21 protein-coding genes and 1 tRNA gene are annotated in these 14261 nt (G+C 57.5%); 15 read left to right on the top strand and 7 right to left on the bottom strand.

Annotated elements, in window-relative coordinates; genetic code table 11:
* The first annotated feature begins 54 nt into the window (after positions 1-54).
* Positions 55-843 carry a hypothetical protein gene (locus ACSVIK_RS12105; protein ID WP_442444567.1) on the top strand — a complete coding sequence of 263 codons (789 nt, stop codon included), beginning with the start codon at positions 55-57 and terminating at the stop codon, positions 841-843.
* 52 nt (positions 844-895) lie between these two features.
* Here ACSVIK_RS12105 and ACSVIK_RS12110 read toward each other — a convergent pair whose 3' ends face one another.
* On the bottom strand, positions 896-1183 hold the full coding sequence (locus ACSVIK_RS12110) for an acyl-CoA dehydrogenase family protein (RefSeq protein WP_442444568.1): 288 nt from the start codon (positions 1181-1183) through the stop codon (positions 896-898).
* An 819-nt stretch (positions 1184-2002) separates the two neighbouring features.
* On the opposite strand from ACSVIK_RS12110, the gene ACSVIK_RS12115 reads away from it, so the two are divergent.
* Together ACSVIK_RS12115 and ACSVIK_RS12120 are read left to right on the top strand one after the other, a co-directional pair.
* A complete protein-coding gene (locus ACSVIK_RS12115; RefSeq protein WP_442444569.1) occupies positions 2003-2233 on the top strand; it encodes a hypothetical protein in 231 nt (76 codons plus the stop codon).
* A 98-nt stretch (positions 2234-2331) separates the two neighbouring features.
* Positions 2332-2853 (top strand): hypothetical protein, encoded by a 522-nt coding sequence (locus ACSVIK_RS12120; protein WP_442444570.1) that lies wholly within the window; start codon positions 2332-2334, stop codon positions 2851-2853.
* Positions 2854-2886: 33 nt separating this feature from the next.
* Here ACSVIK_RS12120 and ACSVIK_RS12125 read toward each other — a convergent pair whose 3' ends face one another.
* The 3 genes from ACSVIK_RS12125 to ACSVIK_RS12135 are packed head-to-tail and all read right to left on the bottom strand — an operon-like array spanning position 2887 to position 4114.
* Positions 2887-3441: a hypothetical protein gene (locus ACSVIK_RS12125; RefSeq protein ID WP_442444571.1), complete on the bottom strand. Its 555-nt coding sequence runs from the start codon at positions 3439-3441 to the stop codon at positions 2887-2889.
* A 15-nt stretch (positions 3442-3456) separates the two neighbouring features.
* Positions 3457-3786 carry a hypothetical protein gene (locus tag ACSVIK_RS12130; RefSeq protein ID WP_442444572.1) on the bottom strand — a complete coding sequence of 110 codons (330 nt, stop codon included), beginning with the start codon at positions 3784-3786 and terminating at the stop codon, positions 3457-3459.
* A 55-nt stretch (positions 3787-3841) separates the two neighbouring features.
* Positions 3842-4114, bottom strand: coding sequence for a hypothetical protein (locus tag ACSVIK_RS12135; protein ID WP_017364005.1), 273 nt, complete (start codon positions 4112-4114; stop codon positions 3842-3844).
* Between the two features lie 146 nt (positions 4115-4260).
* On the opposite strand from ACSVIK_RS12135, the gene ACSVIK_RS12140 reads away from it, so the two are divergent.
* From ACSVIK_RS12140 to ACSVIK_RS12195, 12 genes are all read left to right on the top strand, one after another.
* Complete coding sequence (locus ACSVIK_RS12140) at positions 4261-4479, top strand: hypothetical protein (protein ID WP_003245701.1); 219 nt, start codon at positions 4261-4263, stop codon at positions 4477-4479.
* A 39-nt stretch (positions 4480-4518) separates the two neighbouring features.
* Positions 4519-4890: a lysogeny maintenance protein PflM gene (gene pflM, locus ACSVIK_RS12145; protein ID WP_442444573.1), complete on the top strand. Its 372-nt coding sequence runs from the start codon at positions 4519-4521 to the stop codon at positions 4888-4890.
* Positions 4891-4894: 4 nt separating this feature from the next.
* Complete coding sequence (locus ACSVIK_RS12150; RefSeq protein ID WP_442444574.1) at positions 4895-5263, top strand: hypothetical protein; 369 nt, start codon at positions 4895-4897, stop codon at positions 5261-5263.
* A gap of 250 nt (positions 5264-5513) precedes the next feature.
* Positions 5514-5885 (top strand): hypothetical protein, encoded by a 372-nt coding sequence (locus tag ACSVIK_RS12155; protein WP_442444575.1) that lies wholly within the window; start codon positions 5514-5516, stop codon positions 5883-5885.
* A gap of 15 nt (positions 5886-5900) precedes the next feature.
* On the top strand, positions 5901-6080 hold the full coding sequence (locus ACSVIK_RS12160) for a hypothetical protein (RefSeq protein ID WP_268178039.1): 180 nt from the start codon (positions 5901-5903) through the stop codon (positions 6078-6080).
* An 11-nt stretch (positions 6081-6091) separates the two neighbouring features.
* Positions 6092-6295, top strand: coding sequence for a hypothetical protein (locus tag ACSVIK_RS12165; RefSeq protein ID WP_442444576.1), 204 nt, complete (start codon positions 6092-6094; stop codon positions 6293-6295).
* A gap of 11 nt (positions 6296-6306) precedes the next feature.
* Positions 6307-6513: a major capsid protein gene (locus ACSVIK_RS12170; RefSeq protein ID WP_442444577.1), complete on the top strand. Its 207-nt coding sequence runs from the start codon at positions 6307-6309 to the stop codon at positions 6511-6513.
* A gap of 142 nt (positions 6514-6655) precedes the next feature.
* Positions 6656-7969, top strand: a complete 1314-nt coding sequence (locus tag ACSVIK_RS12175) for a virulence factor TspB C-terminal domain-related protein (RefSeq protein WP_442444578.1) — start codon at positions 6656-6658, stop codon at positions 7967-7969.
* A 1-nt stretch (position 7970) separates the two neighbouring features.
* Positions 7971-8288: a DUF2523 domain-containing protein gene (locus ACSVIK_RS12180; RefSeq protein ID WP_442444579.1), complete on the top strand. Its 318-nt coding sequence runs from the start codon at positions 7971-7973 to the stop codon at positions 8286-8288.
* Positions 8288-9466, top strand: a complete 1179-nt coding sequence (locus ACSVIK_RS12185; protein WP_442444580.1) for a zonular occludens toxin domain-containing protein — start codon at positions 8288-8290, stop codon at positions 9464-9466. The genes ACSVIK_RS12180 and ACSVIK_RS12185 overlap by 1 nt, the downstream gene beginning before the upstream one ends.
* Before the next feature lie 164 nt (positions 9467-9630).
* On the top strand, positions 9631-10908 hold the full coding sequence (locus ACSVIK_RS12190; RefSeq protein ID WP_442444581.1) for a hypothetical protein: 1278 nt from the start codon (positions 9631-9633) through the stop codon (positions 10906-10908).
* The gene (locus tag ACSVIK_RS12195; RefSeq protein ID WP_442444582.1) at positions 10908-11924 is read left to right on the top strand and encodes a phage integrase; all 1017 of its coding nucleotides are present in this window, start codon (positions 10908-10910) and stop codon (positions 11922-11924) included. The genes ACSVIK_RS12190 and ACSVIK_RS12195 overlap by 1 nt, the downstream gene beginning before the upstream one ends.
* A gap of 50 nt (positions 11925-11974) precedes the next feature.
* Here the strand turns inward: ACSVIK_RS12195 and ACSVIK_RS12200 are convergent.
* The 3 genes from ACSVIK_RS12200 to bamC all read right to left on the bottom strand — a co-directional run bounded on the left by ACSVIK_RS12200 (position 11975) and on the right by bamC (position 14258).
* Positions 11975-12064 (bottom strand) — tRNA-Ser (locus tag ACSVIK_RS12200).
* Between the two features lie 119 nt (positions 12065-12183).
* On the bottom strand, positions 12184-13053 hold the full coding sequence (locus ACSVIK_RS12205) for a phosphoribosylaminoimidazolesuccinocarboxamide synthase (protein ID WP_442444583.1): 870 nt from the start codon (positions 13051-13053) through the stop codon (positions 12184-12186).
* An 86-nt stretch (positions 13054-13139) separates the two neighbouring features.
* Positions 13140-14258, bottom strand: a complete 1119-nt coding sequence (gene bamC / locus ACSVIK_RS12210) for an outer membrane protein assembly factor BamC (RefSeq protein ID WP_277374326.1) — start codon at positions 14256-14258, stop codon at positions 13140-13142.
* Between the last annotated feature and the right edge of the window lie 3 nt (positions 14259-14261).

The following is a 14261-nucleotide window of genomic DNA, read 5'->3' on the forward strand; positions in this document are numbered from 1 at the left end:
CCCATACCTGTAATATTACATTGAAATACAAATAGCGCATGAGAGAGCAATATTTTGAGTGATAGCATTACGGCTAACGAGCTCGTCCTCGATCTTTTGTCCTCACACGAAGCACATGAGCTTCCTGTAGCGGCGCTGTGCCGAGCTGGCAGCTTTGTGGGGATCGGAGAGCAGACTCTGCGCGTGGCTCTCACGCGTTTGGTTCAACAAGGCAAAGTCACCGCCCCATCCAGAGGTTGCTATGCCTGGAACCCGGCAGGGCACAGCCTGTTTCAGGATGTCCGCAACTGGCTCCACAAGGAGCGGCAAATGGCGCCCTGGAGAGGTGATTGGGTAGGCGTGCTTGATTCGGACTTATCGCGTACCGACCGCGCTGCGCTGAGGCGCCATGCCAAAGCACTGGAGCTACGCGGTTTCAAGTCACTGCCTAATGGCCTGAGTGTGCGGCCCGACAATATCCAGGGCGGCGTCCAGCAGGTTAGGCAGGAGCTGATGCTGCTGGGCCTTGCGCCAACCGCCACCGTTCTAGGAGTGACTGGCCTTGCGCAGGAAGATGAGCGAGCTGCATGGGCGCTCTGGGATACTCAGGCATTGGATCAATCCTACGACGATTGCCTGAAGCGTCTTGAAGCCAGTGAACGGCAACTGCTCTCGATGAGCTTGGAGCAGGCGGCTGCGCATACGCTGATTGAAGGGCGTCGAGTGATCCGCATGATCATCCTGGATCCATTGCTGCCAGATGAGATGTTCAACAGCGCAAAGCGGCAGCAGCTCATTGAGCGAATGACTGCCTACCAGGTGAATGCCCGTGAGATCTGGATGAAGGCCCTGGCACTGGACTAAAGGGCACCTCTAAAGCGAGGGAACGGCGAGCCCCGAAGGGCTCAGCCTCTGCTTACAGCGATTTGGCGATTACTTCCTTCATCACTTCGTTGGCCCCGCCATAGATTTTCTGCGCACGAGAATCGGCATAGAACCTGGCTATCGGCTGTTCATGCATGAAGCCGTAGCCACCGAAGAACTGCAAACACTCATCCAGCACTTTGCATTGCTGCTCGGTGCACCACCATTTGGCCATACAGGCCGCTTCTACGCTGAGTTTGCCGTCGACCAGTTGCTGGGTGCAGTCGTTCATGTAACTGCGCATGACCTGAGCCAACGTATCGCACTCAGCCAGTTTCATCCGTAGGATTCCTCAGGGACAGACCACGATTAACTTCTCCAAAAATCTTGATCTGCCCCTGAAGAACCCGCCGAAGAACCATGAATTGACTGATAAGCATGCGCCATGACCAAAGAAACAGCTTTCAACTCGAAGCTTGAGCCTGAATGCAAGACAACCGCTCAGTCTACGCACAGGCCGCCCTCCCCGGTAATGCGAGGCCTTATGCGCGAGCAGCAGCAAGCCAAACAGCATGATGAATTCGTGCAAGGCAAGGTAGCCACTGCCAGGGCATCGGTATAGGCCGGTCATGGCCGGCACAATGCCGAGGTAGAAGCTGAGTTCGCCGCTCGCCGTCTCAAGGTTTTGGATCACCGGTGCATTGCCCGGCACGCCGCCAACAATGCGCCCTGAAAAGCAAAAGCCCCGAACTGCAACGCAGTTCGGGGCTTTTCTGTATGGCGGGAAGATAGGGATTTGAACCCGTTTTTGCTGGTGCCCGTTGCTGCCCTTCCCTGCCCAACGCTAGCAAAATCAAGGCTTTCGCCTCATACCTTCTGCCCATTGCGGCACTCTGTCGCCCGTTGATTTCGACACTTTTTCGACACTTTTCCTCGCGTGCCTTGCACCGTCCTTGTGCCTTTGTGTATACCTATCCAGTAGTAATGAAATCGTGGAATGTGGCGATTAAGCGAATACGCTTTGATCTGTGCTTCGTTTTTTAACCGCTGAAATACAGCGATTTTTTCTAATTTTGGCGCTGCATTTTCCCGGAGTTATATCGCCTTTCTAGCCAATTCATTAGTAAGGAAGGCTATCTAATCACTTTTAGGAGATTTTATGGGCAACGAAGAAAACGTTTGCATCAACCCATCATCTCTGGAGATGAACTACGACCCGAATTCCAGAGAACTACACCTGAAGCATGTTGAACCCGTATCCGGCCGTCTTTTTTGTATTCAATTTGATGCGCAGGCGACGAGGGCAATTTACGACTGCTTGCTCGAAGTCGCAAAATTAACAGGAGAACCATTGGGAGCAAAAGAAATAATCCCAAAATCAAAACATTAGTCATCATCCAGCTCCTAACAGCTTTCAAGCTCACTCACTTCGTTCGTTGGGACGTTGCATGCGCCCCTTAACCAAACATTAGGAAAAAAGGAGTTTCGGTGAAATTATCAAATTCAGTTGCGGGTTATGTAGAACATGCAGAGGAAATAAATAGCCTTGCTAGACATTCTCTTAGGTTGGAAACTCAAGATTCTAATTTTCTTTCCAGAAAAATTTCTCTTGGCCTATCTTTTCAAGCAATCGAACTAGCAAGTAAGGGCATTTTAATTTCCCTTGGGGAAAAACCGGAATCTATTCGTAAAAGACATAGCAAGCACGAAATAACCCCACTATTAAAACACGTTGAAGAAGCCATTCATTTGCGCACAGAAGTAGAGTTCAGAAAATACTACGATTTCTTGTCTTGGTCTCCTGAAATTCAAGGACTTCAGCTAAAAACAACAATAATCGATTATTTACACAAACACTTTCAAAAAGGAAAAACTGCAAAACCAAGAAATTACTTCTACCCTGATGAAGCATTGTTCGCCGCACCGAAGCCAATACAATGTTTATATCTATTTGCTGAATACCTCATACAAATGGCAAAAGAAATTTCTGTTTTGGCAATAAAAATATAAGACCCAACAAGGAAACCATCTTTTATCGCAGTGTTAGTCTCTGTAATTAAGCCCAACGCGCGACCTGCAATTTCGCCGTTCAATACTGCCCTCTTTACCCCAGCAGGCCCAATCCTTCAGTTTCTGTTCTTCCTTTATAACCGTCACCCGCACCTTCCCAGCTGGTTTTTCCGGTTCGACTGGCTGGTAGCTTCCCCCTAGGCTGAGCACATTGTCAGCCCCTCTCGGTGTGTAGTTCTGATCGTTGAATACGGTCTGTTTGACTGCAGGGCTATCTGAGCCGGTGGGCTGCTCAGGTTGCTGCTGAGACATTGCGTCTCGCCTTACCTGCTCCTCAACTATCCGTTGCCAGTCCTTGCTAGGTGCTGGCTCTGCTCGTGTTATCTCGGCGACTGGCTTGGGCTTGGGTTGCTGCCTGTTTTCGGCCAGGTTCTTTACGGTGGTCTGCAGTAAGGCTTGGCCGGCCACATTGAGTGCGCCAAGGGTTACTACGGTGCCAAGCACTCCTGCGAGTATCACACCAGCATTGCCGCGTTTACGTGGTCGGCTGGTTAGCCATTCCGGGGCATCGCTTCTGTCTGCTTTCATCCTTGAGCTCCTTCCTTACCAGTCTCTTTCCCGCATGCCCATGATGCATTCTTGGACGTCTTCGTCGATGACGTTGCCGGGCTTGATGCACTCTTTCATGGTCTTGCGCGTACCGCGATTGGCTTCCCTCTCGGCCTTGGCCTGACGTTCGAGGTTATCGCGTGCAGCTCGGCCCATCGGGGTGTCATTGCCCGACAGGCTCTGCATGATGCTTTTGCTGACGTACTCACCCGCTGCTTCTGTGGCGGGTTTCATTGCGTCGATGGCTTTGGACAGAGCTGTTTGATCGTCTGCGTTGGCTTCAAGGCTAACGATGGCCAGTGCCAAAATGACTGTTCTCTTCATTCTTTACCCACCTCCCTTCGGGCGTACCAGCGCCTAGCTACTTCCTCGGTAATCGCTATCCCGCGTTCTGATCGGTCAAGTTTCGGTTTGCCTCGTCGTACTCGGGGCTGGTCTGGCCGCTCTCGGGTGCCACGTTGCCGCTAGCCAGCCATAAGGCATACGAAGGATAGAGACGTGTAAGCGCCTCCACCTCCTGAGTGCTAATCCTCGTCCGCTTGTCGTAGCGGACAGTCCTCCACCGCGTCCCGCTGATTTCGGTCTTTTTCACCAGTTCGTCGAGTCCTGCCTTATCGACAAGTGCTCTAACGCGGTCGTCTATTGATTCCATAATGATCTAGCAATCTACAAATGTAATATACAAATAGCGCCCACTGTCGTTGTATATTACGACTGTAGGTTACGTCAGGCGTCCGCTGCATGGTGACCAAGACGTAGCGCAACAAAGACCAACATAGTGCAACAAAGGCCACTCCGATGGAAGGAATCCCCCTGACGCTGAAAGACCTTGTGAACCCGCCGCCGATGATGCCGTGGCGTGAGTTCGCAAACTGGATTCGCATGAGTGAAGACCACGACACCGTTCGCGGCTGGATGCGTAACGGCTACCTGCCCCACCTCAAGGTGGGCCGCCACGTAATGGTCAACGTCGCCCTGCTGACCAAGAAGCTTATGGAAGAGGAGTGGGTTGAATGATCCGCCAAGCCTCCGGCCTCCCTGGTGAGGGCATGACTTATGAATCCCAACCAGTACCTGCTATCGCACCCGAAGGATTGCGGCTGCCAGGGCTGCTTTGCCCGCAATCCGCAGGGCAAGACGTTCGCCTTTCGCCGTCACCCGCACGCCGAGAACTGCGACTGCTCTGTGTGCTGGTCAAAACGAAACTGGGTACCGCCCAAGCCGGTTGCCTGCCCGTCCACACCCTGCACCGACTGCCGCCCCGCGCAATGGTCACGGGTAAATGGTCGAATCCACGTTACGCCGGCTTATACCTGCGCGAAACACACGCCACCGAGCCGACCGCCGAAGTTCTGGAGCGTTGTCTACGACAGCGGCAAGCCCACCCCTTTCGTGCCCCTGCGCGAACCGTTCGAGCTGGTGGGGTGATCGCATGATTACTGAATGGATCAACTCGGCTGAGGCTGTTCTAGAAGGGCTGGTAATCCTGCTTCTGCAGGTTATGTACCTCGTTGTTCTGGCCGCCTGCTCCGTAGGTATCGTGGCTGTGCTCTGCCTTCCGCTGATCATCGCGTACTGCAAGTATCTGGATCGCAAAAAGGCCAACGCCAAAAACCGCCCCCCAGGTGATCCGCGCTTAGTTCAGAGCCAGGCGGAAACACTCGGCTTCTTAAAAGGCCTGACCGCCGCGCTCGTAGCTATGTCGGTCAAGGGCCGCGCCCCCGGCTTGTCCGAACACGCTCCACCGTTCGGACAAACGGAGGCACGGGCAGAGCGAACCCTTGAACGCCCTCCCCCGTAAAAGCCTCGGCTGGGGAGTGTGGGGCAGCTTCACCGCCCCGCGCTCCCGAGCCCTCGGCGGCAAGAGTGGGATGACAAGGGCAAAGCCCTTGGTGTTGAACAACTAAACCGCTGCACCTGCGGCATTAACTGAAACCTCGGCAAGTCGAGAAAACCACTTGGGCAAAAACGCGAAGTTTGCCCGTGTGGGCTCACTCGGCCTGCTGAAAGGCAAACCCGCGCACTACCGCGCAACTAGCGAGGAAACACACATGGCACGCACTACCACTCAACTGGCATTCATCAGCGCTGAGCGCGTGAAGTTCGACAACGTGGATCTGGTCAAGCTGTACCTGGGCGACGAGCCGGACGGTGAGAAAGACCTGGGTATCTCCCTGCTCTCGATGCAGGTGGCCGACGACGTTCGCGAAGAAGTGTGGAACGCCTGCAAAGGCCTCGACGTGCTCGAAACCGTCAACGTAACCGTGGAAATTGAGCGCGGCTCCAAGAACGCAGGCAAGTTCATCGTCCTGCACGTCGAGTCCGCCAAGCCTGCCCGCGCTGCCGGTACCGACTCCCGCAAGCAGCCTGAACAGCAACAGCCCAAGCCGACCGGCAGCCAGCCGGACGCGGCCAAGGCCTAACCCGAGGGCGCCGCCGTGCTGATCGTTGATCGCGTGAAGTGTGACTGCTGCGGGCAGCCCATGGGCCAGCTCTACAACCAGCCAGCACCCCAACCCGACCTGCTGCCCGATCTGCGCCAGGCGCCCCACCTAACCCTGTGCCCCGACTGCCTCGACCTAGCCGAGGTCGTCCGCGACCCGAGCTTGGCTGAGTAACAGGGGGCCACATGAATTTCATTGTGTGCGACGGCGTGTGGGAAAGCTCGGGGCAGACCCCGGTTTGCAACGGCACCCTCTCAACCATCGCATTCAGTGAGATAAGCCCGTCCGGGCTAACTGCCGAGGATCACGCACAAATCCGGGAACACGCCCTGGTGCTGTTCGCCATCGTCTTCGGCGCTCTCGTGCTGAAAAAGGCACTCAACCTGTAGGAGATACAACCATGCAACATCTCAAAACCCTGCGCCGTTCCCTCGGTGCTTCCGCCGCTGTTGGCCTGCTGGCCATGCAGCAAGCTCACGCCGAACTGCCGACTGGCGTGACCGACGCCCTGGATAGCGCCAAGACCGATGGTGTTCAGGTCGCGGGCATCGTCCTCGGCGTGATCATCGCCATCGCCGCCTTCAAGTTCATCCGCCGCGCGCTGTAAGGCGCTGCACCACAAACAGCCCGGTAACGCGTTATCGGGCTTTTTCACATCAGGACTTCAACCATGAACCTAGACGCCAACATGCTGACCACCATCATCATCGTTATGGCGTTCTGGGCTCTGTTCTTTGGGCGGGTTTGAGATGCGCTTGATCAAAAGTTTGCAGCTTCTGCTTGCTCTTTTTTTTGTAGGCTTCGGGCCGTTTGTTTTCGCGGCCCAATATAAGTTTTTTACGGGTGGCCAATCTCGCACTGAGGCATCATCCGCTGCTGAGTCCTGCCGACTTTATGCCTCTTACAATGAGTCTGAGTATGTTTCAAACACAGCAGGTGGCTGCACTTATCGTCATTGGCAATATGGTCAAGCATGGACGCAAATATCCCGCTCTGGCGATTCATGTTCTAATCCAGATGATATTTACGATGATCAACGCGGGGATTGTTCGCCACCGCCCCCGGAATGCCCTGTAGGCGATATGTTCCCCGCCAAGGGTTCGGACAGCCCTGTTGTTAACTCCGGCGGTCGTAATTATGTCGTTGACGGTGGCCCGCCATCTGTTTGCTATAACCAATGCACATACAATGGCGGCGATTACACTCCTGCCACTAGCTGCTATTTTGTTTCTGGCTCTACAACTACCGGCTTTTGCAATTATGTACTCAAGTCCACGGGTGGTAGTTGCGGCGCTGATAGCTATGAACTCTCTAGGTCTGGCGATTCGCTGAACCCTCCTGACACGCCCGATGTACCTCCGTCTGACCCTGATGATCCTGGTTGCGGTGACGTGCCCGGCTATGTCTGGTCGGGCACAACTTGCGTTAAAGACCCCGGGAATTCTGATGGCCCTGGAGATGGTAGCGATGGTGATGGCTCCGGTGACGGTAATGGCAACGGAGACGGAGACGGCAACTCAGATGGCGGCGGCTCTGGTAATGGCGATGGCAGCGGCGACGGTAATGGCGATGGCGATGGCTCCGACGGAGACGGTAACGGCAGTGGTGAAGGCAATGGCGAAGGTGAAGGCCAATGCGACCCTGCCACCGATCCGAACAAATGCGGCCAGCCGAGTGTCGGCGGTGAGTCCTGCGATGCAGAGTTGAAGTGCGAGGGCGACGTTATTCAGTGCGCCATCTTGCGCAAGAACAAAGAACAGCTCTGCCAATGGACGTATGACGCCAACGTCAAAAAGCAGATAGCCGATGAAATGGCCGGAGAGGCCTACCAGCTCAAAGAAGAGTCCATCCCCGTTGCCGGCTTGTTCAGCGAAGCCGTCAACAAGGGGCGCTGGCTGCCTCAGTCCTGCCCACCACCTGAGAACTTTACCGTCATGGGTCGCAGCTACTCGTTTAGCTGGGAACCCGCCTGCCGTTTCGCCCAAGCCATCGGGCCGCTGATTGTGGCTCTGGCTTCCATCTTCTTTGCAGTCTCCATCGGACGCGGAATCAAGGGGTCTTGATATGCCACTACTACCACTGCTCGCCACCTTCCTCGGCTCCATCGTTTCTGGCCTCGTTTTTCGAGCGCTGGCGTCTCTCGGCTTCGCCTACGTCGCCTATGTCGGCATCGGCCAATTGATCGACACCGTAGACGGCTACGTCAAAGGTCTGTTCGGAGCCGTTCCACCATCAGTCGCGGCCATCCTTGGTATGGCCAAGGTCGATGTGGCCATCAACATCATCATCGCCGCCGTGATTGCTCGCCTCATGCTGGCCGGCATGGATCGCATTAGCGGCACCATCACCGGCCTGGCCCTGCTTAACAAGGCAGGTGGCTGATGTTCGTCCTGCGCACAGGTCTGCAGGGCAACGGCAAGACCCTCAACACCATCAAGGAAGTAGACGCCAAAGCCGCGAAAGAAGGTCGCCCGGTCTACTACCACAATATCCGTGGCTTCGACCCAAACGCGGAAGTGCTCGAAGCTGTCTGGACGGAGTTCGACACGCCCCAGGAATGGTTCAAGCTCGAACAGAACGCCCTCATCGTCATCGATGAGGCACAGAGCTTCTTCCGTCTTCGTCCGGCAGGATCTGCGGTGCCCGAGTACGCCAGCGCCCTGGAAACCATGCGCCACCGAGGCCACGAACTGCACTGCATAACGCAGAATCCCGGCCTGATCGATACCCACTTCCGCAAGCTCTGCAACTCCCACGTCCACTACGTTCGCGGCCACAAAGGCAAGGTGATCAAGCGCTGGGAATTCGAGCGCGTGAACATGGACGTGGAGAAAAAGAACGACTTCACCGACGGCCAGGCCACGCGAATCCTGCTCGATAAGAAGTACTTCGGTGTCTATCAGTCCGTGGCTGAAGGCTCCGAACATCATATGAAGTTCAAGCCGCCCCGCGCCCTCTTCGTGCTGATCATCTGCGTCCTTGGTATTGGCTACTTCGGCTATGGCGTTTATGAGCGGCGAATCGCTCCATCCAAGCCAGAAGCTGACGCCGTCGAACAGGCGCGCACCACCTCACCAACCGGCGAACCTGTACCGCAACAGCAAGCACAGGCCAACGCCGCGCCCCTGTCACCGCAAGAGTACGTTGCACTCAGAGTGCCCCGCCTGCCAGACGTGCCCAGCTCGGCGCCGATCTATGACGAAGTCACTCGCCCTGTGACCTACCCCAAGCTCTCCTGCGTTTACTCGTCCGACCCTGACATGATTACCCGCAACCACAAGCGCCTAGTCCTGGGCTATCGAGAGGGCAAGGTCTACGGCTGCCGCTGCAACACGCAGCAAGGCACCCGAGCAGTGGTTTCCTTCGAGGCCTGCATGGCCTACGTCGAAGAAGGTGCTTTTGACCCGGCCAAGCCTGATCAGCCCGGCAACCTACCGCCAAATGATCAGGTCGTTCAGGGGCCACCACCTGCCCCAAGCGCTCCCCCTGATCTTGCACAGCAACCCCAACAAACACCCATCACCGTCGTGCCTTACGAGAAAGGGCGCTTCCTGTGGTGAGCGTCGTTCAGTGCCTGCAGCAACGGAAAGCCCCGCGCGGCGGCGTAGTTGCGCGTGAGGCACGAGCGCGCGTGTGCGCCGCCGCGCGGGCGCTGACGTCCCTGTAGCACGTCAGATAAACGAATAACGAAGTGGCAAGTAATGGCCAGTAAGGAAACCCAAGCATGAAGATCAAAGATTTTGCCCGTCTTGACCTCAACGGAGAGCACAACCCGCTAGGCCGAATTTTCGTTGACCCTGGTACTGCTGAAATTGTCGATCTGTCGAAAGCCAAAATCCTGGCCTGCAGCGTCGATACCGTCCGCCAGCTCTACCGTGGCCTGATCCGCCCCGAGGTCATGTGCCTGTTCGACAAGCCCGGCACCATCGTGGAGTTCGCTGGCCAGCGTTGGCACTCCGGTCGCGTCAGCAAGGATTCCGGCTACCAGTACAAGCTGCAGAACGCCGACCTCGGTTTCATCCTGCTGATCAAGAACTTCAACGCCAAAATCGAGAACATCGGGCCACACCTGAAAATCGAAGTGTCACCCCATGCCATCGACACCTTTTCGCCCGAGCGCCTGCAAGAGCGCCTGGACTACTACGCCAGCCACGTCCTGACCAACGTGGAGCGCAACCAGTGCGCCGTTCACCTGGCGCTAGACCTGCAGGGCTGGCAACCGCCTGCCGACCTCGTAGCCCGCATGCACTGCCGCGCCCGCGCAGCCCGTGACATTTCCGGTATCAAGGAAATTCAGTGGACGCTGGAGTCCGCCACCTACGGCAAAGGTCAGTCCTACCTGTTCGGCTCTGCCGGTGGCGTTCAGCTCGGTATCTACAACAAGACCGAGCAAGCCAGGGCTATCGACAAGCTCGACTATTGGGAAGGCGTTTGGCGTCGCCGTGACAGCTTCGATGAAGCCGACCCGGATAACTACAACCCCGACCAAGACGTGTGGCGCGTCGAGCTGCGTTACCACCATTCCATCGTCCAACAGTTCGCCTCGGGCTCCGTTGATCTGCACAGCGGTAGCGCCATCGAAACCGACAGCTATGCCGCCTTTGCACCGCACCTCGACGGTCTGTGGCGCTATGGCCTGCGTCAATTCAAGCTACTTGCCCGCCCTGGTTACTTTGACCCCATCTGGACGCTGATCCGCGATGACGTGCGCGTCGATCTGCCGGTGGATTCCCTGGTTGACGAAACCGAGTACAAGCGTCAATACAAGACCTCGCGGGGCTTCTCGGGCAAGAACGTGGAGCTATTCCTGGGAAACTTCGTCAGCCTGCTGGCACGGGAGCGAGTGGGCGCTAGAAAGGCTTTCTACCGGCTCAAGGACTGGGAATGCTGGCCGGTTATTCGTGACCATTACGCCGCCAAGGGCATGGATGAAGACGGCCTGTACAAGCACATCAAAGGCATTCTGGAAGAACGGCATATTCGCTGGGGGCGTGCCGTTTAATGGCTATCGAGCAACTGCCAGACGGACGCTGGAAAGTCGACATTGAACCCATCAAGGGCCGTCGCTTCCGTAAGACCTTCAAGACCAAGGGTGAAGCCCAGCGCTTTGAAGCCACCTGCAGGGCCAAGGTTATCAATGCACCTGAGTGGTCACCCAAGCCAAAGGATCGTCGCAAGCTCTCTGAGCTGATCGACCGTTGGGCAACACTGCATGTCCACACCCTGAGCGATGGTGAGGCAAGGCGTCGTCTGCTGGATACATTGGCTGAAGAGCTCGGCAATCCAGTGGCCATCAAGATGACCGGTAACGAGTACGCCGAGTATCGAACTCAGGCCATCAAAGCCGGTGCCAACCCCAAGACCTTGAACAACCGCCTGGGCTACCTGCGCTCAGTATTCAACGTGCTGCACCAGCTCGGCGAAATTGACTACGCCAATCCGCTTGCTCGCGTCCGACCGCTGCGTCTGCAGGAGAAAGAGTTGGCCTATCTGACCGATGATCAGATAGAGACGTTGTTCAGCACCATTCACCGCTATTGCAGGACGCCCCATGTCGCCATGGTCGCCGCCATCTGCCTCGCCACGGGTGCCCGTTGGGGTGAGGCTCAAGCGCTGACGCCTGACAAGGTACGCAACCAGCTTGTTACGTTCGTGAATACCAAGGGCAAGCGCGTCCGTTCTATCCCCATCGCTCTGGAGCTTGAACAGCAGATACACCAGCACTTCAAGCAACACGGCTTGTTCAGCAACTGCCTGAACAGCTTTGACAAAGCCTTGGCTGAGTCGCGCTTACCAGTGCCCGATGGCCAGTCGTCGCATGTGCTGCGACACACTTTCGCCAGTCGCTTCGTCATGAATGGCGGAAACATCCTGACCCTGCAGAAGATCCTGGGCCACACCACTTTGGCTATGACCATGCGCTATACGCACCTTGCGCCGGATCACCTGCATGACGCAGTTAAGCTCGGCCCCGTATCTGACTTTCGACAGTTTTTCGACACTTGGCCTACCCCATAAAGCAAAAGCCCCCGAAACTCTAGGAATTTCAGGGGCTTAGGCTTGAGATATGGCGGGAAGATAGGGATTTGAACCCTAGGTGCCATTGCTGACACAACGGATTTCGAATCCGTCCCGTTCGACCACTCCGGCATCTTCCCAAGCGGCGCGCATGATAACAGTTCGATGACGTTTGGCGAAGCTTATTTTGAAAAAATTTCGTGTGCTATCAGGCGCTTGTGAAAGCCCAGGCCGAGGCTGGCTCGGCCTGGCTGGCTGATCAGGCGGTGAGACGGGTCAGGGCTTCGCGGTACTTGTCGGCGGTCTTCTGCGCCACCTCTGCCGGTACGGCCGGGGCCGGCGGCTGTTTGTTCCAGCCGGTGGATTCCAGCCAGTCGCGCACGAACTGTTTGTCGAAGCTCGGCGGGTTGCTGCCTTCGGCGTAGCTGTCGGCCGGCCAGAAGCGGCTGGAGTCCGGGGTCAGCACTTCGTCCATCAGGGTCAGGGTGCCGTCTTCATCGAGGCCGAACTCGAACTTGGTGTCGGCGATGATGATGCCGCGCGTGGCGGCGTATTCGACGGCGGTGCTGTAGAGCTTGATCGCCGTATCGCGCACCTGGGCGGCCAGTTCGGCGCCGATGATGGCTTCGCACTGCTCGAAGCTGATGTTCTCGTCATGGTCGCCCACGGCGGCCTTGGTGGAGGGGGTGAAGATCGGTTGCGGCAGCTTGGCCGCTTCCTTCAGCCCCGCCGGCAGGGCGATGCCGCAGACGGTGCCGCTCTTCTGGTATTCCTTCCAGCCGGAGCCGACGATATAGCCACGCACGATGGCTTCCACGGCAACCGGCTTGAGGCGCTTGGCCACCACGGCGCGGCCTTCGACCAAGGGCAGTTCGGCAGCCGGCACCACGTCTTCGACCTTATCGCCGGTGAAGTGGTTGGGCACCACGCCGGCCAGTTTGTCGAACCAGAAGTTGGAGATGGCGGTAAGGATCTTGCCCTTCTCCGGGATGGGTTGTTCGAGGATGACGTCGAATGCCGAGAGACGATCGGTCGCCACCATCAGCATGCGCTTGTCATCGATTTCGTAGAGGTCGCGAACCTTGCCCGAGTAGATTTTCTTCAGGCTCAGGGTGGTGGGTGTGCTCATATCGGCATTTCCGTCTCTGGCAAACGAAACAGGCGAAACCCTGTGCGGGTTTCGCCTATCGGTGATCGGCTGGGCTTGCGGGCCGTTTAGCCGAGATTGTCCTGGATCAGCCCCAGCACACGGCGCGCCACATCGTCCGGCGCGATGGTGTTGAGGTCTTTTTCCACGGTGACCTGAACGCCTTCACCGACGGTGGTCAGGCGTACCTGGTAACGCTCGGCGCGGGCTTCGATCTCTTCCTTGCTCGGCTCGCTGCCGAACAGGCGGCGAAAGAAGCCCGGCTTTTCGTCACGCCTCTGCGCGCCCTCGGCCAGGTTGATGTAGTACACGCCAAGGCTGCGGTTGAGGTCGTCGACGCGAATGTCGGCCAGCTCCAGGGAGCGGCCTACCCCCGACCAGGCACGGTCGAAGTCAGCGCTCAGGTTGAGTACCGGATTGCCGTTGCCGTCTTCGCTGAGGCTGGCACGGCTCGGCGCGTCGAAGTCGCGGGCGGCCAGCAGGGAAACCGAACCGCCCTGCTCGACGCTGCGCGCCATGCTGACCATCATCTCGTCGAGCAAGGCGCCTTCGAGGCTGGCGTTGCCGCTGGCGGCGAAGGCCACATCGGCGGTGCTGCCAGCCGGGCGCTGGACGCTGGTGACGAAGACTTCGCTGGTGTTGCGCTGCACGCCTGGCTCGATGCGCACGCGCACGCGGGTTTCGGCATCGGCGGCGACGCCGGATACGCGACTGCTCAGACGGCGCGCCATGTTGGCGGAGAGTTCGTCGAAACGCTGCCAGGCGGTGGTGAACTCACCCACCTGCGGGCGCTCGTCGGCGATGCGAAAGCCGTTGTCCTCGAAGAACTGGCGAGCCAGCGGCCAGACTTCGGCCGGCACGCGCTGGGCCACGATCCAGCGCGAATCACCGCTGCGCTGCAGGCTGAAGTCGCGCTCGTCGCTACGCACCTGCATGGCCTGCGGGCGCGGCACCTCGAATTCACCGGAGGTCTGGGTGTCGTTGGGTACCTGAGCGGGAACCGGCAGCAGCGGGTCGAGACGCTTGGCATCGACGTCGGCAGGCAGCTTCATGGGCGCGGTCTGGCGCGCTTCCAGGTAGTCGCTGCCGCGATCACGGAAATAACCGTTTTCACCCCAGAGCCAGCCACAACCACTGGTGCTGGAGATGATCAGAGCAAGGGCGGAGAGTCCGGCCAGTCGCTTCATGCG

Source organism: Pseudomonas sp. NCHU5216, from assembly GCF_052156495.1.
Taxonomy (GTDB): Bacteria; Pseudomonadota; Gammaproteobacteria; order Pseudomonadales; family Pseudomonadaceae; genus Aquipseudomonas.